Source organism: [Actinomadura] parvosata subsp. kistnae, assembly GCF_900323885.1.
GTDB classification, from domain to species: domain Bacteria; phylum Actinomycetota; class Actinomycetes; order Streptosporangiales; family Streptosporangiaceae; genus Nonomuraea; species Nonomuraea composti.
Genome location: NZ_OOHJ01000018.1, coordinates 1,823,589 through 1,844,980, shown reverse-complemented (window position 1 = coordinate 1,844,980; position 21,392 = coordinate 1,823,589). Strand labels below are relative to the sequence as shown.

The 21,392-nt window shown below is 72.2% G+C and carries 21 protein-coding genes; 12 read left to right on the top strand and 9 right to left on the bottom strand.

Annotation, left to right across the window (positions count from 1 at the left end; genetic code table 11):
- Positions 1 to 46 precede the first annotated feature (46 nt).
- The 3 genes from KIS93_RS28565 (at position 47) to KIS93_RS28555 (ending at position 3,126) form a co-directional block, all read left to right on the top strand.
- Complete coding sequence (locus KIS93_RS28565) at positions 47 to 463, top strand: SgcJ/EcaC family oxidoreductase (protein ID WP_080044789.1); 417 nt, start codon at positions 47 to 49, stop codon at positions 461 to 463.
- Positions 464 to 539: 76 nt separating this feature from the next.
- The gene (locus tag KIS93_RS28560) at positions 540 to 1,913 is read left to right on the top strand and encodes an ATP-binding protein (RefSeq protein WP_080044790.1); all 1,374 of its coding nucleotides are present in this window, start codon (positions 540 to 542) and stop codon (positions 1,911 to 1,913) included.
- Between the two features lie 34 nt (positions 1,914 to 1,947).
- Positions 1,948 to 3,126 (top strand): tetratricopeptide repeat protein, encoded by a 1,179-nt coding sequence (locus KIS93_RS28555; protein ID WP_080044791.1) that lies wholly within the window; start codon positions 1,948 to 1,950, stop codon positions 3,124 to 3,126.
- Here the strand turns inward: KIS93_RS28555 and KIS93_RS28550 are convergent.
- On the bottom strand, positions 3,123 to 4,103 hold the full coding sequence (locus KIS93_RS28550; protein ID WP_080044792.1) for an aldo/keto reductase: 981 nt from the start codon (positions 4,101 to 4,103) through the stop codon (positions 3,123 to 3,125). The genes KIS93_RS28555 and KIS93_RS28550 overlap by 4 nt on opposite strands.
- 62 nt (positions 4,104 to 4,165) lie before the next feature.
- Between KIS93_RS28550 and KIS93_RS28545 the strand changes: the two genes are divergently transcribed.
- The 4 genes from KIS93_RS28545 to KIS93_RS28530 all read left to right on the top strand — a co-directional run bounded on the left by KIS93_RS28545 (position 4,166) and on the right by KIS93_RS28530 (position 8,233).
- On the top strand, positions 4,166 to 5,044 hold the full coding sequence (locus KIS93_RS28545) for a LysR family transcriptional regulator (RefSeq protein ID WP_080044793.1): 879 nt from the start codon (positions 4,166 to 4,168) through the stop codon (positions 5,042 to 5,044).
- Between the two features lie 32 nt (positions 5,045 to 5,076).
- Entirely contained in the window at positions 5,077 to 5,277 is a 201-nt protein-coding gene (locus KIS93_RS28540) for an EF-hand domain-containing protein (protein WP_186404495.1), read from the top strand.
- Between the two features lie 64 nt (positions 5,278 to 5,341).
- Positions 5,342 to 6,523 (top strand): helix-turn-helix domain-containing protein, encoded by a 1,182-nt coding sequence (locus KIS93_RS28535; RefSeq protein ID WP_230465757.1) that lies wholly within the window; start codon positions 5,342 to 5,344, stop codon positions 6,521 to 6,523.
- A gap of 54 nt (positions 6,524 to 6,577) precedes the next feature.
- Positions 6,578 to 8,233 carry an alpha-amylase family protein gene (locus tag KIS93_RS28530; protein WP_230465758.1) on the top strand — a complete coding sequence of 552 codons (1,656 nt, stop codon included), beginning with the start codon at positions 6,578 to 6,580 and terminating at the stop codon, positions 8,231 to 8,233.
- Here the strand turns inward: KIS93_RS28530 and KIS93_RS28525 are convergent.
- The gene (locus tag KIS93_RS28525) at positions 8,220 to 8,828 is read right to left on the bottom strand and encodes a TetR/AcrR family transcriptional regulator (RefSeq protein WP_080044796.1); all 609 of its coding nucleotides are present in this window, start codon (positions 8,826 to 8,828) and stop codon (positions 8,220 to 8,222) included. The two genes, KIS93_RS28530 and KIS93_RS28525, sit on opposite strands and share 14 nt — an antisense overlap.
- A 68-nt stretch (positions 8,829 to 8,896) precedes the next feature.
- Between KIS93_RS28525 and KIS93_RS28520 the strand changes: the two genes are divergently transcribed.
- From KIS93_RS28520 to KIS93_RS28510, 3 genes are read left to right on the top strand one after another with little or no spacing between them, the layout of a single operon-like run.
- Positions 8,897 to 9,622: an SDR family NAD(P)-dependent oxidoreductase gene (locus KIS93_RS28520; protein ID WP_080044797.1), complete on the top strand. Its 726-nt coding sequence runs from the start codon at positions 8,897 to 8,899 to the stop codon at positions 9,620 to 9,622.
- A gap of 14 nt (positions 9,623 to 9,636) precedes the next feature.
- On the top strand, positions 9,637 to 10,404 hold the full coding sequence (locus tag KIS93_RS28515; RefSeq protein WP_080044798.1) for an alpha/beta fold hydrolase: 768 nt from the start codon (positions 9,637 to 9,639) through the stop codon (positions 10,402 to 10,404).
- A 24-nt stretch (positions 10,405 to 10,428) separates the two neighbouring features.
- Positions 10,429 to 12,183, top strand: a complete 1,755-nt coding sequence (locus tag KIS93_RS28510) for a bifunctional metallophosphatase/5'-nucleotidase (protein ID WP_080044799.1) — start codon at positions 10,429 to 10,431, stop codon at positions 12,181 to 12,183.
- Between the two features lie 43 nt (positions 12,184 to 12,226).
- Here KIS93_RS28510 and KIS93_RS28505 read toward each other — a convergent pair whose 3' ends face one another.
- From KIS93_RS28505 to KIS93_RS28490, 4 genes are all read right to left on the bottom strand, one after another.
- Entirely contained in the window at positions 12,227 to 12,967 is a 741-nt protein-coding gene (locus KIS93_RS28505; protein WP_080044800.1) for a cytochrome d ubiquinol oxidase subunit II, read from the bottom strand.
- Between the two features lie 12 nt (positions 12,968 to 12,979).
- Positions 12,980 to 14,230: a cytochrome ubiquinol oxidase subunit I gene (locus KIS93_RS28500; protein ID WP_080044801.1), complete on the bottom strand. Its 1,251-nt coding sequence runs from the start codon at positions 14,228 to 14,230 to the stop codon at positions 12,980 to 12,982.
- Positions 14,231 to 14,327: 97 nt separating this feature from the next.
- The gene (locus tag KIS93_RS28495; protein WP_080044802.1) at positions 14,328 to 14,996 is read right to left on the bottom strand and encodes a response regulator transcription factor; all 669 of its coding nucleotides are present in this window, start codon (positions 14,994 to 14,996) and stop codon (positions 14,328 to 14,330) included.
- On the bottom strand, positions 14,996 to 16,123 hold the full coding sequence (locus tag KIS93_RS28490) for a sensor histidine kinase (RefSeq protein ID WP_230465759.1): 1,128 nt from the start codon (positions 16,121 to 16,123) through the stop codon (positions 14,996 to 14,998). The genes KIS93_RS28495 and KIS93_RS28490 overlap by 1 nt, the downstream gene beginning before the upstream one ends.
- Before the next feature lie 69 nt (positions 16,124 to 16,192).
- Between KIS93_RS28490 and KIS93_RS28485 the strand changes: the two genes are divergently transcribed.
- Complete coding sequence (locus KIS93_RS28485) at positions 16,193 to 16,414, top strand: hypothetical protein (protein WP_080044803.1); 222 nt, start codon at positions 16,193 to 16,195, stop codon at positions 16,412 to 16,414.
- 21 nt (positions 16,415 to 16,435) lie between these two features.
- On the opposite strand, the gene KIS93_RS28480 is transcribed toward KIS93_RS28485, so the two are convergent.
- The gene (locus tag KIS93_RS28480; RefSeq protein ID WP_230465760.1) at positions 16,436 to 17,338 is read right to left on the bottom strand and encodes a fatty acid desaturase family protein; all 903 of its coding nucleotides are present in this window, start codon (positions 17,336 to 17,338) and stop codon (positions 16,436 to 16,438) included.
- Positions 17,339 to 17,528: 190 nt separating this feature from the next.
- Here KIS93_RS28480 and KIS93_RS28475 point away from each other — a divergent pair, with 190 nt between their 5' ends.
- The gene (locus KIS93_RS28475; protein WP_155128958.1) at positions 17,529 to 17,669 is read left to right on the top strand and encodes a hypothetical protein; all 141 of its coding nucleotides are present in this window, start codon (positions 17,529 to 17,531) and stop codon (positions 17,667 to 17,669) included.
- Positions 17,670 to 17,679: 10 nt separating this feature from the next.
- Here KIS93_RS28475 and KIS93_RS67645 read toward each other — a convergent pair whose 3' ends face one another.
- Together KIS93_RS67645 and KIS93_RS28465 are read right to left on the bottom strand one after the other, a co-directional pair.
- On the bottom strand, positions 17,680 to 20,556 hold the full coding sequence (locus KIS93_RS67645) for an AfsR/SARP family transcriptional regulator (RefSeq protein ID WP_080044805.1): 2,877 nt from the start codon (positions 20,554 to 20,556) through the stop codon (positions 17,680 to 17,682).
- A gap of 87 nt (positions 20,557 to 20,643) precedes the next feature.
- Positions 20,644 to 21,381, bottom strand: coding sequence for a hypothetical protein (locus tag KIS93_RS28465; protein ID WP_080044806.1), 738 nt, complete (start codon positions 21,379 to 21,381; stop codon positions 20,644 to 20,646).
- Positions 21,382 to 21,392: the final 11 nt, after the last annotated feature.

Here is a 21,392-nt window from a genome sequence, read left to right as displayed (position 1 = left end):
GCTCTTATCGGAGCGAATCGCTCCGAATAACAGAGATGAGGACGTCATGGCAGGCAGCACGGACATCGCCGCGATCAGGAGCCTGGTCGCGGAGGCCGAGAAGCACCAGAACGACGTGGAGCCGTTCATCGCCCTGCACACCGCCGACACCGCCATCGTGAACATCGCCGGACGGCGGGTGGCGGGCAAGGAGGCGCTGACCAAGGTGATGAAGGCGGCGCTGGAGTCACCACTGGCCGACGTGATCACTAAGACGGAGGTGGCGGACATCCGGTTCGTCCGGCCGGACGTGGCGATCGTGACGTCGATGAAGCGGGTGTTCGACGGCCGTGACCCGGAGGTGCGGCGGGACCCGCGCGCGGCGCTCCCGGCGGAGTCCGGCTGGCTGACGTACGTGGCGGTGCGGGAGGAGGACGGCGCCTGGAGGATCGCTTCCGCGCAGACCACCCCTATCCGGGCGTGAATAACCCCAGGTAGGCGAGATTTCGGTATCTTGCGTAGTCCGAGATGACCGAAACTGCGACAGAAGGGAACGGCACGTGCCCGACGATGCCGGCCTTCAGGCGCTCCGCGAGGCGGCGCGTCTCTCACCGGACAACCTCCCCCTGCGGCGGCATCTCGCCGGGCAGCTCCTCGCCAAGGGGTACCTGGCGGACGCCGAGGCCGAGTTCCGCGCCGCGCTCGCGCTCGCCCCGCAGGACCCCGAGCTGATCGGCGGGCTGGCGGACGCGTTCATCCGGCAGAGCGCGTTCGGCGCGGCGATGGCGGCGCTGGAGCCGCTGCTGGCGACGCCGGGCTACCCGCCGGCGGTGGGCGTGCTGGCGGCCCGGGCGCTGCTGGGCGAGGGTGATACGGCCAAGGCCGCCTACCGCTACTACGAGGCGACCTCCCGCGACGCGTCGGTGGCGGACAAGGAGCTGGAGGCGCGCATCACCGGCTCGGCCGGCCCCGCCGCCCGGCCGCCGGCGCCGATGGCGAGCGAGCCGGCCGAGTCGCCGTTCCTGCCGTCCGTCCCCCAGCCCGGCGACGCCAGCACGGCGGAGGTGGAGCGGTCCGGGGTCTCCTTCGCCGACGTGGCCGGCATGGAGACGGTCAAGGAGGCGTTGCGGATCAAGCTGCTGCTGCCGACGCAGCAGCCGGAGATGTTCGCCGCGTTCGGCAAGCGCGCCGGCGGCGGCGTGCTGCTGTACGGGCCGCCGGGTGCGGGCAAGACCCACCTGGCCAGGGCCGCCGCAGGGGAGCTGGGGGCGGCGTTCGTCAACGTCGGCCTGGCCGACATCCTCGACATGTACATCGGCAACAGCGAGCGCAACCTGCGCGCCACGTTCGACCTGGCCCGCCGCAACCGCCCGTGCGTGCTGTTCTTCGACGAGGTGGACGCGCTGGCGGGCCGCCGCTCCGACATGCGCAGCGCGCACGGGCGGCAGCTCGTGAACCAGTTCCTGTCGGAGCTGGACGGCGTGGACCAGAACGCCAACGAGGGCGTGCTGGTGCTGGCCGCCACGAACGCCCCCTGGTACGTGGACGTGGCCTTCCGCCGTCCCGGGCGGCTGGACCAGCCGGTGTTCGTGCCGCCGCCCGACCAGCAGGCGCGCGCGGCCATCCTGCGCATCCTGTGCCGCGACAAGCCGCTGGCCGAGATGGACTACGACGCGGTCGCGCAGGCCACCGAGCTCTTCGTGGGCGCGGACCTGAAGGGCGTGGTGGACCGGGCGGTGGAGGCCAAGCTGCAGCAGTCGATCAGCGCCGGCCGGCCGATCCCGCTGACCACACAGGACCTGCTGGCCGCCGCCAAGAGCGTGCGGCCCACGGCGGTGCGCGAGTGGATGGGCACCGCCCGCAACTACGTCATGCACGCCAACGACTCCGGCGCCTGGGACGAGCTGATGCCCTGGGTGAAGATGAAGTGGTAGCGGGAGCGTCCCGGATGAGGCGGGTGCGCGGGCCGTGGTGACGGCCGCCGATCCGGTCGAGCGGGCGCGGACGTTGCTGCGGCTGCGGCGGCCCGCCGACGCCGAGCGGGAGCTGCGCGGCCTGCTCGCACAGGAGCCGCAGCACGTCACCGGCCACGCCCTGCTGTCGCTGGCGCTGATCGAGCAGCGCCAGGTGGACGAGGCCGTCGCGGAGGCCAGGGAGTCCGTACGCCTCGCCCCCGACCAGTGGTTCCCCCATTACGCCGCCGCCCAGGTGCACAACCGGGCCGGCCGCCCGGACGACGCGATCGCCGCCGTCCGCGCGGCCCTGGACCTCGCCCCCGAGTACGCCCCCGCCTGGGAGGTCCTGGCCCGCGCGCACCTGCTGAAGGGGGAGTGGCAGGCGGTGGCGGACGCGGCGCTGCGCGGCCTGAGCTTCGAGCCGGAGGACGCCGACCTGGTCAGCCTGGTGTCGCTGGCGTACACCAACCTCGGCGACGCCCGCCAGGCGGGTGCCGCCGCCGCGCACGCCCTGCGGATCGACCCGGAGAGCCCGACGGCGCACTTCGTGAGCGGCCGGGCGGCGCTGCGGTTCGGGGAGCCGGGGCGGGCGGCGGAGGAGTTCCGCGAGGTGCTCCGCCTCGATCCGGGCTTCGGCCCGGCCAGGGACCTGCTGGTGGCGGCGCTGAAGCAGCGCAACCCGGTCTACCGGAGGCTGTCGCGGCTGCGCGGCAGGTTCCCGCAGGGGTGGCGGCTGATCTTCCTGCTGCCCGCGGTCCCGCCGGTGATCCTGGTCTTCGTCGTGCTCGCGCTGCTGCACTGGGTGGGCTGGGTGGCCGAGGCGTGGACCACGCTGCGCCTGTCCCGGGGCGGGACGACCCGGCTGTTGTTCGAGGGCGTGGAGGCGCGGGTGGCCGCGCTCTGCCTGGGCCTGGTGGCGGCGGGCGCGGCGCTGCTCGTCGCGGGCATCGCGCTCGGCCACGACGTGCTCGGGACAGCGGGGGCGGCCGTGGCGGCCCTGGTCACCCCCGTGCAGGAGGCCGCGCACACCGGCGCGCCCCGCCGCCGGGCCGTCCTGTACGGCTGGGCGGCCCTGCTGGGCGCCGCCGTCGCCGTCGCGGCACTGCTCCCGAACCCGGGCGTGGTCCTGCTCACCATGTACGCGGCCATCGCCACAGTCTGGCTCGCCGGCCTAGTCAGAGGCCGCATCTAGAGCAGCGTCCCGCCGCTGACCTCGAACTTGGCGAGCGCCTCGTCGAGCCTGGCCAGCGTGTCGGGGTGGAGGGTGAGGTCGGCGGCGGCCAGGTTCTCCTCGATGTGGGCGGGGGTGCGGCTGCCGGGGATGGTGACGACGTGCTCGTCCTGGTGCAGCAGCCAGGCCAGGGCGAGCTGGGCCGGGGTGATGCCGAGGTGGGCGGCCAGCGTCCTGATGGGGGCGTAGCGGTCGTTGTTGCCGGCCAGGTTCTCGGCGGAGAAGCGGGGCGCGTTGTGGCGGAAGTCGCCTTCGCCGAGTGCCTGCACGGTACCGGTGAGGAAGCCGGTGCCGAGCGGGCTCCACGCCACGATGCCGACGCCCAGCTCGCGGGCGGCGGCGAGCAGGCCGGGGTCCACGGGCCGCCACATCGACCACTCGTTCTGCACGGCCGTCACGGGGTGCACCGCGTGCGCGGCCCTGAGCTGGGCCGCCGTCACGTTCGACAGGCCGATGTGCTTGATCAGGCCGTCGCGCACCAGCTCGGCCATCGCGCCGACGGTCTCCTCGATGGGCACGCCGGGGTCGGGGTAATGAACGTAGTAGAGGTCGATCACGTCGGTGTCCAGGTTGCGCAGGCTGCGTTCCGCGTAGCCGCGCACCAGGCGGGGATCGGCGTTGACGCGCAGCTCGCGGAAGGCGAACCCGACCGGCTGGGCGCGGCTCGGCTCCCCCTCGGGGATGGCCAGGCCGAACTTGGTGGCGACGACCACCTCGTCCCTGCGGCCCTTGATCGCGCGGCCGACCAGGCGCTCGTTGTGGCCGTCCACGCCGTAGGCGTCGCTGGTGTCCACGTGGGTGCCGCCGGCGTCGAGTGCCGCCTTGAGCGCGGTCTCGGCGCGGGCGTCGTCCACCTCGCCGTACACGCCGGGCGAGAGCACCATGGCGCCGAATCCGATCGCGGGAACCCGCAAGTTGCCGAGAGTCCTTGTCTTCATGGCTCCGATCCTGCCGCCGGGGCCCGCCCGGCGTCCAAGACCTCCTGCTATAACCAGTGGCTATGGATGTGCATTTGCGGGAGTTGCGGTATTTCGTGGCGGTTGCCGAGGACCTGAACGTGACGCGGGCCGCCGAGCGGCTGTTCGTCTCCCAGCCGGCGCTGTCCAAGCAGCTCAGGGTGCTGGAGGGGCTGCTCGGGTTCCGGCTGTTCGAGCGGGTGCCGAGCGGGGTGGTGCTCACCCGGCAGGGCGAGGCGCTGCTGCCGGTCGCCCGCGACCTGCTCGAACGCTGGAACGCCGGCGTGGAGCAGGCGCGGGCGGCGGCGCCCACGGGCACGCTGGTGATCGGCCTGCAGACGGCCGTGGGCCGGGGGTTGCAGCAGGAGGCGCTGCGCCGCTTCCGCGAGGCGATGCCGGGGTGGGAGGTGTCGCTGCGGCTGGTCGGCTGGGACGATCCCAGCGGCGGGCTGGCCGACGGCTCGTCGGACGTGGCGTTCATCTGGCTGCCGGTGCCGGCCGGGCTGCGGACGTACGTGCTGGCCACGGAGCGGCGCGGGGTCGCCATGCCCGCCGATCATCCGCTGGCGGAGCTGGCGGAGATCCCGTTCGAGGCGCTGCGGCGGGAGCCGTTCATCGCGCTGCCGCAGGCGGCGGGGCCGCTGCGGGACTTCTGGCTCGGGCTGGACGCGCGCGACGACGAGCCGGTGGTCGGGGTGACGGCGAACACGCCCGAGGAGGTGTTCGAGGCGGTGATCAGCGGGCTCGGGGTGGTGCTGGTGGCCGAGGGGAACGCGGCCCTCTACAAGCGGCCGGGCATGACGTACCGGCCCGTTACAGGGCTGCCTCCCGGGGAACTGGCCATTGCCTGGCGCGAAGGGGACGCGAGCCCGCAAGTCCTCGCATTCATCGACGCGCTGCGACAGGTGACCACTAAGGTCTGACCCGAGTTCGGACTCGTAGAGAGGTGCCCCCCATGAACGACTACGCGACCACCTTCGACCTGATCGACGCCGACAAGGACGGCCGCATCTCCGCGGTCGAGCTGGTCCGGCTGATGGACGTGCTCGGCCAGCCCGTGTCGCTGGAGGCCGCCCAGCAGGGCGTGCAGAAGCTGGACAAGGACGGCGACGGCCTGATCGACCTGGAAGAGTTCAGCGCGTTCCTCCAGAAGTGATAAGAAACAAGCGTTTGCTGCGCATTCTTCTGTTGCCTGGGTCACAATGGCGGCAGGAGGGACGATGGCGATCAAGAGTGACATCAGCGAAAGCCGTACACCCGCGGACATCGTGAAAACGCTCAGGTCGGGCATCGGCCCGGTCTCCGAAGAGGTGATCGAGGAGATCCAGGCCCGCATCCCCGAGTACGCCCGGCCATCGGACGAGATCTACATCAAGGTCGTGCGCATGGCGGTCGAGCAGGCCATCGAGGGCTTCCTCGACCGCATCGAGCGCCCCGACGCCCCGTGGGACCCGGAGCCGTTCCGGATGATCGGCAAGGGGGAGGCGGCCGAGGGCCGCAACCTGGAGCCGCTGCAGGCGGCGATGCGGCTCGGCGCCCGGGTCGGCTGGCGGCGGCTGACCGAGCTGGCCGGCCCGCTCGGCCTGTCCCCCCAGTCCTTGTACGACCTGGGCGAGGCCATCTTCGTCTACCTCGACCAGCTCGCCGACGCCGCCGCCGAGGGCTTCGACGAGGCCAGGGCGCACGCCGCCGGCGAGATGGAGCGCCGCCGCGCCCGCCTGCTCGACCTGCTGCTCAGCCGCCCGCCCGCCAGCCCCGACGCCATCGCCGACCTGGCCAAGGCCGCCGCCTGGCGGCTGCCGAGGACGGTGGCCTGCGTGGCGCTCGACGACCAGTACGGCACCTGCCGGCTGCCCCCGCTGCCGCCCGACGTGCTCACCGGCCCGTCCCGGCCGGTGCCGTGCCTGCTCGTGCCCGACCCGGCGGGCCCCGGCCGGGCGCAGCTCCTGGAGCACGCGCTGCGCGGCCACCGCGCCGCCATCGGCCCGGCGGTGCCGCTGGCTTCGGCGGCCACGTCGCTGCGGTGGGCGGGGGAGGCGCTCGTCCTGTCGCGGCGCGGCGTGCTGCCCCGGGGGCTGCTGCGGTGCGCCGACCACCTGGCCACGCTCGTGGTGTTCAAGGACGAGGAGCTGGTCAGCGCGCTGGCCGAGGTGCGGCTCGCGCCCCTGGCCCACCTGCGGCCCACCCAGCAGGACCGGCTCGCGGAGACGCTGCTGGCGTGGCTGCGGCACGGGCGCGGCGCCGGCGAGGTGGCCGCGAAGCTGCACGTGCACCCGCAGACCGTGCGCTACCGGCTGCGGCAGCTCGAAGAGCTGTACGGCGACCAGCTCGCCGACCCCGACATCCGGTTCGAGCTGGAGATCGCGCTGCGGGCCAGGCAGGCGGTGCTGGCGGCCCGGTAGTGGCCCGTGGGGTGTCATGAGAGGCGTCCCGTGGGGTAGCGGGACCGGATGCGCATGACGTACACCTCCGACGTCTGGTGGAAGAACGCCGTCGTGTACTGCCTGGACGTGGAGACGTTCAAGGACGGCAACGGCGACGGCGTGGGCGACTTCCGCGGGCTGACGCAGCAGATCGACTACCTCGCGGGGCTCGGCGTGACGTGCTTGTGGCTCATGCCGTTCTTCCCGACTCCCAACAAGGACGACGGTTACGACATCACCGACTTCTACTCCATCGACCCCCGCTTGGGGACGCTGGGCGACTTCGTGGAGTTCATGCGGACCGCCCACGACCGGGGGCTGCGGGTGATCGCCGACCTCGTCGTCAACCACACCTCCGACCAGCACCCGTGGTTCAAGGAGGCCCGGTCGAGCCGCGACTCGCCCCGCCGCGACTGGTACGTCTGGTCGGACAAGCCCGAGCCGGACAACCCCGAGCAGATCGTCTTCCCCGACAAGGAGAGCAGCGTCTGGGAGTACGACGAGGGCTCCGGCCAGTACTACCTGCACAGCTTCTACCGGCACCAGCCGGACCTGAACGTGGGCAACCCCGAGGTCAGGGACGAGATCACCCGCATACTCGGGTTCTGGATGGAGCTCGGGCTGTCGGGGTTCCGGGTGGACGCGGTGCCGTTCCTCATCGAGAACGTCAACCCGCGCTTGGCCAACCCGCACGAGTTCCTGGCGGACCTGCGGGCGTTCATGACGCGGCGCAAGGGCGGCTCGATCCTGCTCGGCGAGGTGAACGTGCCGTACAAGGACTTAATCGCCTACTTCGGTGACGGGCTGGGCGACCAGATCACCATGTGCTTCGACTTCATCGGCATGCAGAAAGCGTGGCTGTCGCTGGCCCGCAACGACGCCACCCCGCTGGCCGACGCCCTGCGCGAGCGCCCGAAGCCGCCCAAGGACTGCCAGTGGGCGATGTTCCTGCGCAACCACGACGAGCTGACCCTCGACAAGCTGACCGAGGAGGAGCGGGAGGAGGTCTTCCGCGCGTTCGGGCCGAAGAAGGAGATGCAGATCTTCGGGCGCGGGCTGCGCCGCCGCCTGCCGACGATGCTCGGCGGCGACCTGCGGCGGATCAAGATGGCCTACAGCCTGATGTTCTCGCTGCCCGGCACGCCCGTGATCTTCTACGGCGAGGAGATCGGGATGGGCGAGAACCTGGAGGAGGAGGGCCGCATGGCGGTCCGCATCCCCATGCAGTGGTCCGAGGACGGCGGCTTCAGCCAGGCCCCGCCGGTCCGGGACATCCCCGAGGGCTCCTTCGCGCCCGACCGGGTGAACGTGGCCGACCAGAAGCGGGACACCGGCTCGCTGCTGCGCTGGTTCCAGCTCCTCATCGAGCGCTACCGGGAGTGCCCCGAGCTGGCGTGGGGCGAGTACACCGTGCTGGAGACCGGGCATCCGGCCGTGCTCGCGCACCGCTGCGACGCCGACGGCGCCACAGTGGTGGTCGCGCACAACCTGTGCGACACGGCCCAGGACGTGGAGCTGCGGCTGGACGGGCTGGAGCGCTTCCAGCTCACGGACCTACTGGTGGACGGGACGCTGGAGGTCTCGGACCAGGGCGTGGTGCGGCTGCCGATGGACCCGCACGGCTGCCGCTGGCTGCGCGCCTCCCGCCCGGAGATCCCCCCGGAGGACGCCTCCGTCAAGTCGTTGTAGCAGACCCGTCGACGGCCGGCCAGGCGGTCATGGCGAGGGTGGCGACGGCGAGCAGGTCCTCGTAGGAGGCGCCGTCGCGGGACTGCGTCGACATGCCCTGGATCGTCGCGGCGTAGAAGGTGGCCAGCCTCGCCGTGTCCGTCGCGGCGGGCAGCCGCCCGGCCGCCACGTCGTCGTCGATGCGCCGCTTGATCGCCGCCTTGGCCTCCTCCCTGAACCCGCGCAGCAGCGCCTCCACCTCGGCCGACTCGGGCCCGCAGTTCACCGCCGCGGTGATGACGAGGCAGCCGCGCGGATGCTCGGCGCTGGCGTACTCGGCCGCCGCCTCCCGCAGCACCCGCTCGATCGCGCCGCGCCCGGTGGGCTCCTCGGCCAGCGCGCGGGTGGTGAAGGCGCCGTAGGTCTGCTGGTAGCGCCGGACGGCCTCCTCGAACAGCCGCCGCTTGTCGCCGAAGGCCGCGTACAGGCTGGGTGGTCTGATGCCCATCGCGGCGGTCAGCTCCGCGACCGAGGTGGCCTCGTAGCCGTGCCGCCAGAACGTGAGCAGCGCGCTCTCCAGCGCCGCCTCCCTGTCGAACTCCCGTTGCCTGGCCATGCGCCCATTCTATAGCGATCGCTATGTTATGGTTTCTGTAGCGATCACTAAAGAAAGGTTGCACAGCGATGAAGACTGCCCTCGTCACGGGCGCGAGCAGGGGAATCGGCCGCGCGATCGCGCTACGCCTGGCCAAGGACGGGTTCCGCGTGATCGTGAACTACGCCAGGGACGCCGAAGCCGCCCAGGAGGTCGTGGACCTGATCGGCCCGAACGCGGTCGCGGTGCGCGCCGACCTCGGCGTGCCCGAGGAGGTCACCGCGCTCGCGCAGCGGGTCAGGGCCGAGACGGACGTGCTCGACGTGCTGGTCAACAACGCCGGGGTCGGCCTGCCCCAGCCCATCGCGCAGGTCACCCGGGACGGCTGGGCCCGGGTCTTCGCGGTCAACGTCGAGGGCCTGTTCTTCCTCACCCAGCAGGTGCTGCCGCTGATCCCCGACGGCGGCAGGATCGTCAACATCACCTCGGGCGCGACCCGCATCGCCTTCCCCGAAGGCATCGCGTACGCGATGAGCAAGGGCGCGGTGCGCACGTTCACGCTGGCCCTGGCCAAGGAGCTGGGCCCGCGCGGCATCACGGTCAACGACGTCGCGCCCGGCATCATCGACACCGACACCAACGCCGATTGGCTGCGCGGCGACCCCGAGGCGCAGGCGTACGCGGCGAGCAGGCACGCGGTCAACCGCGTCGGCCACGTGGACGAGATCGCGGGCGTCGTCGCCTTCGCCGTCTCGCCCGACGCCGCCTTCGTCACCGGCACCACCCTCGACGCCACCGGCGGCGGAAACCTCTGAGGAGCAAGAAAGACATGCCCACGGTCACCTACGACGGCGGCACCGTCCACTACCACCGGGCGGGCAGCGGGCCCGGCCTGGTCATGGTGCACGGCACCGGCGGCGACGCCGTCACCAACTACGCCCACCTCGTCCCCGGCCTGGCCGACCTGCGCACGGTCATCACCCCCGACTACGCGGGCAGCGGGCGAACCTTCGACCCGGGCGGCGACCTCACGCTCGACCTGCTGGCCGGGCAGGTGGCCGCCGCGTTCGAGGAGCCGTCCGACCTGGTCGGGTTCTCGCTGGGCGCCGCCGTGGCGGCCAAGGTCGCCGCCGAGCGGCCCGAGCTGGTCAGGCGGCTGGTGCTGATCGCCGGGTGGACGCACCTGGCGGACTCGCGGCTGGAGCTGGGCCTGCGGACGTGGGCGCGGCTGGCCGCCACCGACCCGGAGAGCTTCGCCGCGTACGGGCCGCTCGTGGCGTTCAGCCCGGGGTTCGTCAGCTCGGTGGGCGCGAAGACCCTGATGGCGGGCGAGCCGCCGCGCGGCACCGTGCGCCAGATCGAGCTGGACCTGCGCGTGGACATCAGGGACCTGCTGCCGAGGATCACCGCTCCGACGCTGGTCATCGGCAACACCCAGGACCACCTGATCCCGGTCGAGCACGCCCGCGCGCTGCACGCGGCCATCCCCGGTAGCGAGTACGCCGAGCTGGACAGCGGCCACGTCGTCCTGCACGAGCGCCCCGCGGAAGTCACGGCATTGATCAGGGATTTCATCACTCGCGTGACCAATGAGTGATTTGTCCAAGTTACTGTCCGCACCATGCAGACCATGAAGCTCGCCCTCGCCGGGGCCGCCGCGACCAGCGTGCTGGCCCTGGCGGCACTCCCCGCGCAGGCCGCCGCGCCGGCGAAAACGGTCACGGTCACGGTCATGGGCACGTCCGACCTTCACAGCAACGCCCTCAACTGGGACTACTTCAAGGACGCCGCCTACGCCGACAGCCAGGGCAACCACGTCGGCCTGGCCAAGGTGTCCTCGCTGGTCAACCGGATCAGGGCCGAGCGCGGGGCGGACCACACGCTGCTGTTCGACTCGGGCGACACGATCCAGGGCACCCCGCTGGCGTACTACTACGCCAAGGTCGAGCCGATCACCGAGACCGGCGAGACCCACCCGATGGCCAAGGCCATGAACGCCATCGGGTACGACGCGGTGACGCTGGGCAACCACGAGTTCAACTACGGTCTGCCGCTGCTGGCCACCTGGATCGACCAGATGAAGGCCCCGGTGCTGGCCGCGAACGCGGTCCGCGACCGGTCGGGGCTGCCCGCGTACAAGCCGTTCGTGATCAAGACGATGAAGGTCAAGGGCGAGCAGCCGATCAAGGTGGGCGTGCTCGGCCTGACGAACCCGGGCGTGGCCATCTGGGACAAGGCGAACGTCGAGGGCAAGCTGCGCTTCACCGACCTCGTCGAGTCGGCGAAGAAGTGGGTGCCGGTCATCCGGGGCCTCGGCGCGGACGTGGTCGTCGTGACCGCGCACGCCGGCGACAACGGCATGTCCTCCTACGGCGGTGACCTGCCGGTGGAGAACGCCTCGGCGATGGTGGCCGAGCAGGTGCCGGGCATCGACGCGGTGCTGTTCGGGCACGCGCACAACGAGGTCGCCCAGCGGTTCGTGACGAACAAGGCCACCGGCAAGCAGGTGCTGCTCACCGAGCCGGGCAAGTGGGGCCAGCGCCTGTCGCGGCTGGACTTCCAGCTCACCAAGCAGCGCGGCCGGTGGGTGGTGACGAGCAAGTCGTCCACCACGCTCAACACGAACACGGTCCCCGAGGACCCGAAGATCGTGACACTGCTGAAGCCGCAGCACGACACCACGGTCGGCTACGTCAACAAGGTCGTCGCCAAGTCGGCGCAGGAGCTCTCGGCGGCCGAGTCGCCGTACAAGGACACGCCGATCCTCGACTACATCCAGCACGTGCAGATCGAGACGGTCAAGCAGGCGCTGCCGGACAACACGCTGCCGGTGCTGTCGATCGCCGCGCCGTTCAGCCGCAGCGCCGTCTTCCCCGCCGGTGACGTCCGGGTCAGGGACGTGGCCGGCCTGTACGTCTACGACAACACCCTCCTGGCGGTCAAGCTGACCGGTGCCCAGATCAAGGACTACCTGGAGTACTCCGCCAAGTACTTCAACCAGCTCGCCCCCGGCGACCCGGTGGACGTCGCCAAGCTGACGAACGCCGGCAACACGCCGGACTACAATTACGACCAGCTCGCCGGCGTCTCGTACGACATCGACGTGGCCAAGCCGGTCGGACAGCGGATCGCGAACCTGACCTATGACGGCGCGCCGATCCCGGCGGACAAGGAGTTCGTGGTCGCGATCAACAACTACCGGCAGTCGGGCGGCGGCGGCTTCCCGCACGTCACCACCGCCCCCGTGCTCTACAACGCGCAGGTGGAGATCCGGCAGGCGCTCATCGAGTACGCCACCGCCCAGGGCACCATCGACCCGGCCGGCTTCGCCGCCGCCAACTGGAAGCTCACCAGGGACGGGGCGCCGCTCTTCTAGTCAGAGGGAGGAGGGCCCGCTCACTCGGCGCCGGAACGTCCACTCAGAGGTAGGAGGGCCCGCTCACCCGGTGCCGGAACGTCCACCACACCCACGCCTGCGCCGCCACCAGGAACGGGATCAGGGTGAGGACGACCGGCACCAGCAGCGGCCCCGACGTGCCGGGCTCCAGCGGCAGCCGGAGCCCGGCCAGCACCGCCACGACCACCAGCGCCGCCGAGGTGAGCGCGTACGTGCGGCCCTCGCCGGCCCCGCCCGCGAGCACCGCCGCCCGTGCCCGCAGCGCGCCGCGCAGCCGCAGCGCCGCGAACGTCAGCCCGTGCGTGGCGAACAACGCGGCCGGCACGAGCGCGGCGAGCAGCGCCACCGGCCCCTCGATGCCGAGCAGCACGTGGGCCAGCAGCGCGCCCCAGCTCAGCGCCAGCCCCCAGCTCCCGGCCACGATCGCGCCGTCCCAGAACGCCTGCCAGCGCGCCCCCGGGACGCGCCCGCGCAGCCACAGCCCCATGTCGCGCACGACCCAGGCCAGCAGCAGCGTCACGACCACGGTGTGGTTGCCGTGCAGTAGCTCGCCCTCCAGCCGGGGGAACAGTCCGGCCAGCACGCCGGCCGTGGCGACCAGCCACACCTCGTTGCCGAGGAAGAACGGCGCGATCGCGGCGATCACCTCGCGCCGCTCGCCCGCCGACCGCCCCAGGTACGGCAGCGCCATGCCGACCCCGATGTCGGCCCCGGCCAGCACCAGATACCCGATCGCGAAGAAGCCCAGAATGAAGATCTCCATGACAAGCGTCCCTCAGAAGGTAGGAGCGGGAACGGGCACGTCCACCGGCCGGTCGCCGAGCGCCACCGCGCCGGGCCCGCGCCTGGCCTGCCGGGCCAGCAGCCAGTAGTTGACGGCGATCAGGGCTGCGAACACCGTGACGAACCCGGCCAGCGAGAAGACCATCTGGCTCCACGTCACCGGCGACATGGCGTCGGACGTGCGCAGCAGCCCGTACACGGCCCACGGCTGCCGGCCCATCTCGCGAAACACCCAGCCGGCCAGCATGGTGACGAACGGGACCGGGATCATCAGTGTCAGCAGCCAGTGCCAGAGCCGGAAGCGGTGCACCACCGGCCGGATCAGCATGAGCAGGAAGCTCGGCGCGGCCACGAACAGCATGACGGCGAACAACGTCAGCATCGTGATGCCGCCCGCCTGCACCGCGCCCGCGGGCGGCAGGTAGTCGCCCGGCCCGAGCCTGGCCACCATCTCGGCCTGCGCGGCGGCCAGCCGCTCGGTGTTGTTCACCCACGCGGCGGCCTTCGTCGGCTGCAGCGTCTGGAACCCGATGCCGCCGAACGTCGCCGTCACGAACAGGCCGGGCAGTGCCAGGCCGATCCCGATCCGCAGCGACTTGCGGAACACGTCCTGCTCGGCGGTGCGCTTGCGCAGGTGGTACGCGCTCACCCCGGCCATGAAGAAGCCGCCGACGACCATCGCCCCCGACAGCACGTGCCCGAACGCCACCTGCGCCGCCGGGTTGGCCACCATGGCGCCGAAGTCGGTCAGCCGCAGCCGCCCGTTCTCCAGCACGTGCCCGACCGGGTGCTGCAGGAAGCCGTTGGCCACCATGATCCAGAACGCCGACGCGTACGCGGTGAGCGTCACCCCCCAGATCAGCGCGAGGTGCGCCCACCGGTTCAGCTTGTCCCAGCCGAAGATCCACAGGCCCAGGAACGTGGACTCGACGAAGAACGCCACCAGCGTCTCGATGGCCAGCGCCGAGCCGAACACGTCGCCCGCGTACTCCGTCAGCCCGCTCCACGACAGCCCGAGCTGGAACTCCATCACGAGCCCCGTGACGATGCCCATCGCGTAGTTGATGATGTAGAGCTGGCCCCAGAACCGGGTCATCCGCAGGTGCACGGGGTCGCCGCTGAAGGTGGCGCGGGTCTGGACGACGGCGACCAGGGTCGCCAGCCCGAGCGTCAGCGCCACGAACAGGAAGTGCGCGCCCGCGGTGAGCGCGAACTGCAGGCGGGCGAGGTCCACGATGTCCATACCGCAGACCCTCCCGGTACGGTTGCGCCCGCCGCGTCATGCCGGCGCGTGCACCCGCCTTACATCCCCGGTAGCACGAAGCCCTCCGGCGTACCACTCAGGGAGTAAGCCAGCCTGGGGTGATCATGCCGGCCTCGTACGCGATGACGACGAGCTGCGCCCTGTCGCGCACGCGCAGCTTGGTCATGATCCGGCTGACGTGCGTCTTCGCCGTGGCCGGGCTGAGCACGAGGCGGGCCGCGATCTCGTCGTTGGACAGGCCGCCCGCCACGAGCGCCATGACCTCGCGCTCCCGCTCGGTGAGCGCGTTCAGCTCGGGGCCCGGCTCCGGCCGCTTCACCCGGCCGGCGAACTCGGCGATCAGCCGCCGCGTGATCGACGGTGCGATCAGCGCGTCGCCTCTGGCCACGACGCGGACGGCGTGGATCAGCTCGGCCGGCTCGGTGTCCTTGACCAGGAAGCCGCCGGCGCCCGCCCGCAGCGCGCCGTAGACGTAGTCGTCGAGGTCGAACGTGGTCAGGATGATCACCTTGACGCCGTCCAGCGCCGGGTCGCCCGCGATGCGGCGGGTGGCCTCCAGGCCGTCGAGCTCCGGCATGCGGATGTCCATGAGCACCACGTCGGGCCGGTGCTCGCGGGCCCGGGCGACCGCCTCCGCGCCGTTGGCGGCCTCGGCCACCACCTCGATGTCGTCCTCGTCGCTGAGGATGGACCGGAACCCGGCGCGGACCAGGGTCTGGTCGTCGGCGAGCAGTACGCGGATCATCAAGCCCCGTTCGTCGGCTGGTTCAGTGGCAGGCGGGCGGTGACGCGGAAGCCGCCTTCGGGGCGCGGGCCGGCCTCCAGGGTGCCGCCGAGCGCGGTCGCGCGCTCGCGCATGCCCTGGATTCCGAAGCCGCTGCCCCCGTCGTACGTGGCGCCGGGCCCGTCGTCCTCCACGGTGACGATGATATTTCCGGACTTGTGGGTGATTGTGAGCGTGGCCTGGTCGGTGCCCGAATGGCGGGACACGTTCGTCAGCGCCTCCCTGACGATGCGGGCGGCGGCCAGGTCCACCTCGGTCGGCAGGGCGTCGAGCGGCCCGGACAGGTCCGTACGCACCTTCAGCCCCGACGCGGCGACCAGCGCGTCCACTCGTGCCAGGCTGTCGGCCGGCGCGACCGGCGCGTCCTCGTCCACCTGGCGCAGCACCCCCAGCGTGGTCCGCAGCTCGCGCAGCGTCTCCTTGCTGGTCTCCTTGATCGTACGCAGCGCCGCCTCGGCCTCCTCTGGCCGCTTCCTGATGCCGTGCAGCGCCGCCGACGCCTGCACGTTGATCATGGAGATGTTGTGCCCGAGCACGTCGTGCAGCTCCCTGGCGATGCGCAGCCGCTCCTCGCTGGCCCTCCGCCGGGCCTCCTCCTCCTTGGTGAGCAGGGCGTCGAGCGCGTGCTGCCGGGCCTCCGACAGGTACGCCCGCCGGTTGCGGGTCACCCCGCCGAACGCGATGGACGCCACCACCCAGCCGGTGATCATCATGAACATGCTGTCGTCGACGTGCCTGGTCGCGCCCGTCTCCCCGATGCCCATGGCGAGCAGCGCCGCCGCCCCCGTGGCGATGGCCGCGGTCAGATGCCCGCGGTCGGCCGCCGTGTAGAAGGCGATGAAGAGCATCACGATGACCGGCCCGTCGAGCCCCGCGTACGGGTAGTAGGCGGCCACCGACACCGTCATCACGATCAGCGCCGCCACCGGGTACCGCTGCCGCGCCAGCAGCGCGGCGCAGGCGATCGCGGGCAGCACGACGTCCAGCACGTTGGGCCGGCCGGGGCCGCGCAGCGCCAGCAGGCAGCCGGCCAGCACGGCGGCGATGGTCACGAGGGACACGATCGTGCTGGGTGAGGGCCTGCGCATGCCCCACATTCTGTACGTTCGCGGACAGGCCCGGGTAATCGCGGCGGCGCTTCTGGGTAGAGCCGTTCCATGAGCATTGAGGACGAGATCCGGCAGGTCGAAGAGGACCTGGCCCGGTTGCGAGCCGAGAACAAGGACATGCGCGACCAGATCCGCACCATGGGCGCGACCGACCAGATCGAGATCTCGGCGATGATCAGCCAGTCGGACGAGCAGCTCGAACTGATCGCCGAGCTCGAACGCCGCCGTGACCGGTTGATGGAGAAGCAGAAGGAGGAGGGCGCCCATTGAGCGGGCGCCCGGAGAAGGAGGTCAGCGCAGCGCGGCGCCGACCTGGTGGAGATGTCTCAACGCCTGCCCGTACGACTCGACGAGCCCGGTCTGGAGATAGTCGACGCCGATCTCCTGGCAGTAACGCTCGACGATCGGCTGCGCCTTGCGCAGGTTCGGGGCCGGCATGTTGGGGAACAGGTGGTGCTCGATCTGGTAGTTGAGCTGGCCGAGCGCCACGTCGGTGAACAGGCTGCCGCGCACGTTGCGGGAGGTCAGCACCTGCTTGCGGAGAAAGTCCAGCTTGTCCTCCTTGGTCAGCACGGGCATGCCCTTGTGGTTCGGCGCGAACGTACAGCCGAGGTAGACCCCGAACAGACCCTGGTGCACGACCAGGAACAGCAGCGCCTTGACGGGCGGCAGCACGGCGAAGACCGCGCCGAAGTACAGCACGAAGTGGACGAGCAGGGCGCCCAGCTCCAGGCCCCGCCGCTTGGCCGTCGGCTGGAACAGCGCCTTGACGCTGGCCACGTGCAGGTGCCACGCCTCCAGCGTGAGCAGCGGGAAGAACCAGAACGCCTGGTACTTGGCGATGAAGCGGGGCAGGCCGGTGCTGCGGGCCACCTGGTCCTCCGACCAGACGATCACCGCCGGTGACACGTCGGGGTCGTGGTCCTCGTGGTTGGGATTGGCGTGGTGCTTGTTGTGCTTGGTCGTCCACCAGCCCCAGCCGAGGCCGATGGCGAGGTTGCCGAGGATCAGGCCCGCCGCGTCGCTGGGGCGGCGCGTCCTGAACACCTGGCGGTGCCCCAGGTCGTGGGCCAGGAAGCCGAACTGCGTGAAGATCACGGCCAGCACGGCCGCGACGAGGAGCTGCCACCAGGAGTCGCCGACCCAGGCGAACAGGGCCCAGCCGCCGCCGTACGCGACGGCCGCGACGGTCATCCGGATGGCGTAATAAAAGGGACGCCGGTCGAGAAGACCGGCGTCCGCAATACGATGGGCTAGTCGGGCGAAGTCACTGCCTCGAGTGTCGATGGTGCCAGGACTGGCCACTGCTCTCCTTACCTCACGGTGCAAGTTGCCCTAACCTTGGCGCATCCGCCGCCAAACAGGAAGCGCCTACCCTGGCGGTGTGATCTACGCCTGCCCGCCTTTCAGCTCTGAGGTCCGTGAGGTGGTGGCCGCGACCTGGGGTGTCGAGGGCTCCGCCGAGCGGCTGCACGGCGGGGAAGAATCAGCCCGGGTCGAGCTGTTCCACCGCCTGCAGCCCTGAAGAGCCACCGTCACAGGCATTCCAGCGCGTGCTTCTCGGGGTCGGGGAGTGTCGCGCCGCGGGCCAGCGCCGCCCGGCACTCCTCGGCCCCGAGCGCCTGCTCGCACCTGCCGATCAGCCCGTTGACGTGGGGGTCGGCGGACTCGGCGATCCCGCGCAGCGCCCGCGCCGCCCCCAGCAGCTCGGCCGCCGGCAGCGGCGCCAGGTGCTCGGCCACCCCCTCCAGCACGGCCGCCCGCACAGTCCGGTCGGAGCAGCCCGCCATCAGCTCCAGCGCCCGGCGCAGCGGCCCGGCCGGGTCGCGGCTCACCCTGGCCAGCTCCACCCGCAGCAACGCCCCGAACTGCGCGGTCGTCTCCACCCCGAGCGCCATGGCCCGCTCCAGCAGCCGCGCCGCCTCGCCCGGGTCGCCGCCGCGCCGGGCCAGCTCGGCCCTGGCGTGCAGCACCCGGGCCATCATGTCCGGATCTTGCACGCGGGTGGCCGCCGCCCACGCCCGATCCAGCGCCTCCGCCGCCCCGGCGTGATCGCCGGCCCGGCCCTTGAGCTGCCCGAGCCGCAGCAGGAACGTCATCGGCCCCAGCGGCGTCTCCAGCCCGGACAGCTCGGCCGCCAGCCGCTCGGGCTCCTCACCGAGCGCGGCGGCGGTGGCGAAGTCGCCCCGGTTCTCCGCGACCAGCGACAACCAGTAGAGCGCCGCCCACTGCCCCCACCGGTCGCCGGTCTCGCGGAACCCGGCCAGCGCCGGCTCCAGCAGGTCCTCCGCGCCCGCCACCGCGCCGTACTCGAACCGCGTCGCACCGGTGGCCAGCAGCGCCGCCGACCGCGTCCACAGGTCGGGATGCTCGCGCAGCCGCGCCAGCGCCCGCTCCGCCAGCTCCACCGCCTCGCCCGGCGGCGCCATGCTGCTGCCCAGCACGAACGCGTTGAGCGCGGCCGGATGGTCGGACGCGCGCACCGCCGGGCTGATCCCGCCACCGGTGAGCGCCACGCACAGCCCGTGCGCCAGCTCCCGCCCCGGCGGCGCCACCTCGCCCACCCTGGCGAGCACCGCCGCCGCCTGCTCGGCTGCCTCCCGCCACCGGCCGCGCACGATCCACGGCCAGAAGCGCAACAGGATGAGCCGGAGCGGGTCGTCGGTGTGGCGCAGCGCCGCGTCCAGGTTGTCGCGCTCGGCGTCCAGGACCGCCAGCCAGGCGAGCTGCGCCCCCGTCCGCAGGTGCGGCTCGGCGGCCTCGGCCAGCTCCGTGTAGTAGCGGGCGTGCGCCCGGCGCACCTCGGGCAGGTCGGCGGCGGCGTACTGCCTGATGGTCTCCAGCATCGTGTAGCGGTCGCCGGAGACCGCGATGAGCGACTTGTCCACCAGCGAGGACAGCAGGTCCGGGTCGCCGCCGCAGACGCGGGCGACGGCCTCGTACGTGGCGCCGCCGGAGAACACCGTGAGGCCGCGCAGCAGCTCCCGCTCGCGCTCGGACAGCAGGTTCCAGCTCCAGTCGATGACCGCGCGCAACGTGCGGTGGCGCGGCTCCGAGGTGCGCCCGCCACGGAAGGCCAGCCGGTCGCCGAGCTGCTCGACCAGCACCGACATCGGCATCGTGCGCAGGCGCGCGGCGGCCAGCTCGATGGCCAGCGGGATGCCGTCCAGCTCGCGACAGACCCGCTCCGCCTCTGCCCGCGTCACCACCAGGTCCGGCCTCGCGGCAGCGGCCCGGTCCATGAACAGCTCGGCGGCCGGCCCCTCGGGCAGCGGCAGCACCTGGTGCAGGCGCTCGCCGGGGATGTCGAGCGGCTCCCTGCTGGTGGCCAGCACGCGCAGGCCCGCGACCTCCGACAGCAGCTCCCGCGCCACCCGCGCGGCCTCCTCGACCACGTGCTCGCAGTTGTCCAGCACGATCACGGGCGCGGTGCCGCGCAGCGCCGCCCCCAGGCTCCGCGCCCCGAACATCCCCTCCATCAGGCCGGTGGCCTTGAGGACGTCCTCCACCGCCGCCCGTACGCTCGCCGCCGGGGCCAGCTCCACCAGCCACACCCCGTCGCGCACCACCAGCCCGGCCGCCACCTCCACCGCCAGCCGCGTCTTGCCCGCGCCGCCCGGCCCGACGAGCGTCACCAGCCTCGACTCGGCCAGCGCCGCCCCCACCCGCCGGAGGTCGTCCGCCCGGCCCACGAACCTGGTGAGCCGCGCGGGCAGGTTGTTCCTCGGCGCCTGCCGCTCCGCCGGGTCCCGCAGCGCCTCCAGGTGGGCCTGCCGCAGCTCGGGGCCGGGGTCCGCGCCCAGCTCGTCCGCGAGCGCCGCCCTGATCCGCTCGAAGAGCGCCAGCGCCTCGCCCCGCCGCCCGCGCGCGGTCAGAGCCCGCATGAGCAGCGCGTGGAACGGCTCACGCAGCGGATGCGCCGCGACCAGCCCCTCCAGCTCGGCCACCAGCTCACCGTCACCGTTCCTGTCGAGGTCGGAGGCGATGCGGGCGGCCAGCGCCGTCAGCCGCAGCTCTTCGAGCCGCGCCGCCGGTCCCGCCGCGAACGGCAGCCCGGCCGCGTCCGCCAGCGCCGGCCCGCGCCACAACGCCAGCGCCGCCCGTACGTCGCCCTCCCGCACCAGCCGCTCGAACACCTGCGCGTCCACCTCGCCCGGCGGCACGTCGAGCAGGTAACCGGCGGGATGCGAGCCGATCAGCCCCGGCGCCTCCCTGCGGGCCCTCGACACGAGCGACTGCAGTGCCGCCATCGGATGCGCGGGCGGGTCGTCCGGCCACAGGTCGTCGATCAGGCGGCCGGCGGTCACCACCCGGCCCGGGTCGAGCGCCAGCCGCACCAGCAGCGCGCGTACCCGCGCACCGCCGACCTCGCCGCCCGCCACCCGCAGCGGCCCCAGAATCCCGACCCGCATCCACCCCTCCCGCCGAACCCCGCCGAACCCCGCCGCGCCCACCGAAGCCCGCCGAAGCCCGCCGGGTCAACAGTACGGGCCACGCGTTCAGTGGCCGAGGCGGTCGCGCAGCAGCTCGAAGGGCAGGTGCGGCACCGTGGCCTCGCCGAACTCGGGCAGCCCCACGAACAGCTCCTCGTCCACCGTGTACAGCCCCGCCACGGTCGCGGACCCCTTGGTCAGCCGCGGCTCGATGTTGTAGAAGCTGCCGCTGCCGTACTGGATCCGCACGCTCTTGAGCGCCGGCCGCGCGCTGGCCAGGCACGCGCCCATCGGCAGCCCCAGCTCGGTCGGCGAGGTGAGCGTGTGGGCGTTGCCCGCCACCACCAGCGCGGGCTCGATGCGCGCCGACAGCACCCGCTCGGCCATCAGCGCGTCCCGCTGCGACCAGTCGCCGGTGAACATCCCCCCGTCGAACAGCGTCACCGACAGCTCCGGCACCGCCTTCAGCATCGCGAAGTGGCCCGCAGTGACCCGCCCGTCGCCGAGCCACCGCAGCGGATGGTCCAGGCCCGTGCCGTCGGCCAGGTAGACGTCGAGCTGCGGCTTCAGGTCCTCCGGCCATTCGAGGGCGAGGTGGGTCAGGTCGAGTGCCCGCATGAGGCCGAGGATGACCAGCGGGTTCTCCCTGACGCCGTGCACCTCGCCGAGCAGCAGCAGCCCCGTCTCCTCCAGCGAGCGCCTGGCCCGGTCGAGCGCGGCCTTCTCGACCGGCAGCTCGTAGTCGTCCGTACGGAATTCGGTGACGGCCCGCAGCAGGCCGTCCAGGGTGTCGACGCCTGGCATGCCTCCACAGT

Excerpts from the sequence above, each read along its gene's own strand:
- KIS93_RS28565 (WP_080044789.1), top strand. The coding sequence starts at position 47 with ATGGCAGGCAGCACGGACATCGCCGCGATCAGGAGCCTGGTCGCGGAG.
- KIS93_RS28550 (WP_080044792.1), bottom strand. The coding sequence starts at position 4,103 with ATGAAGACAAGGACTCTCGGCAACTTGCGGGTTCCCGCGATCGGATTC.
- KIS93_RS28545 (WP_080044793.1), top strand. The coding sequence starts at position 4,166 with ATGGATGTGCATTTGCGGGAGTTGCGGTATTTCGTGGCGGTTGCCGAG.
- KIS93_RS28540 (WP_186404495.1), top strand. The coding sequence starts at position 5,077 with ATGAACGACTACGCGACCACCTTCGACCTGATCGACGCCGACAAGGAC.
- KIS93_RS28535 (WP_230465757.1), top strand. The coding sequence starts at position 5,342 with ATGGCGATCAAGAGTGACATCAGCGAAAGCCGTACACCCGCGGACATC.
- KIS93_RS28530 (WP_230465758.1), top strand. The coding sequence starts at position 6,578 with ATGACGTACACCTCCGACGTCTGGTGGAAGAACGCCGTCGTGTACTGC.
- KIS93_RS28525 (WP_080044796.1), bottom strand. The coding sequence starts at position 8,828 with ATGGCCAGGCAACGGGAGTTCGACAGGGAGGCGGCGCTGGAGAGCGCG.
- KIS93_RS28520 (WP_080044797.1), top strand. The coding sequence starts at position 8,897 with ATGAAGACTGCCCTCGTCACGGGCGCGAGCAGGGGAATCGGCCGCGCG.
- KIS93_RS28515 (WP_080044798.1), top strand. The coding sequence starts at position 9,637 with ATGCCCACGGTCACCTACGACGGCGGCACCGTCCACTACCACCGGGCG.
- KIS93_RS28510 (WP_080044799.1), top strand. The coding sequence starts at position 10,429 with ATGCAGACCATGAAGCTCGCCCTCGCCGGGGCCGCCGCGACCAGCGTG.
- KIS93_RS28505 (WP_080044800.1), bottom strand. The coding sequence starts at position 12,967 with ATGGAGATCTTCATTCTGGGCTTCTTCGCGATCGGGTATCTGGTGCTG.
- KIS93_RS28500 (WP_080044801.1), bottom strand. The coding sequence starts at position 14,230 with ATGGACATCGTGGACCTCGCCCGCCTGCAGTTCGCGCTCACCGCGGGC.
- KIS93_RS28495 (WP_080044802.1), bottom strand. The coding sequence starts at position 14,996 with ATGATCCGCGTACTGCTCGCCGACGACCAGACCCTGGTCCGCGCCGGG.
- KIS93_RS28490 (WP_230465759.1), bottom strand. The coding sequence starts at position 16,123 with ATGCGCAGGCCCTCACCCAGCACGATCGTGTCCCTCGTGACCATCGCC.
- KIS93_RS28485 (WP_080044803.1), top strand. The coding sequence starts at position 16,193 with ATGAGCATTGAGGACGAGATCCGGCAGGTCGAAGAGGACCTGGCCCGG.
- KIS93_RS28480 (WP_230465760.1), bottom strand. The coding sequence starts at position 17,338 with ATGACCGTCGCGGCCGTCGCGTACGGCGGCGGCTGGGCCCTGTTCGCC.
- KIS93_RS67645 (WP_080044805.1), bottom strand. The coding sequence starts at position 20,556 with ATGCGGGTCGGGATTCTGGGGCCGCTGCGGGTGGCGGGCGGCGAGGTC.
- KIS93_RS28465 (WP_080044806.1), bottom strand. The coding sequence starts at position 21,381 with ATGCCAGGCGTCGACACCCTGGACGGCCTGCTGCGGGCCGTCACCGAA.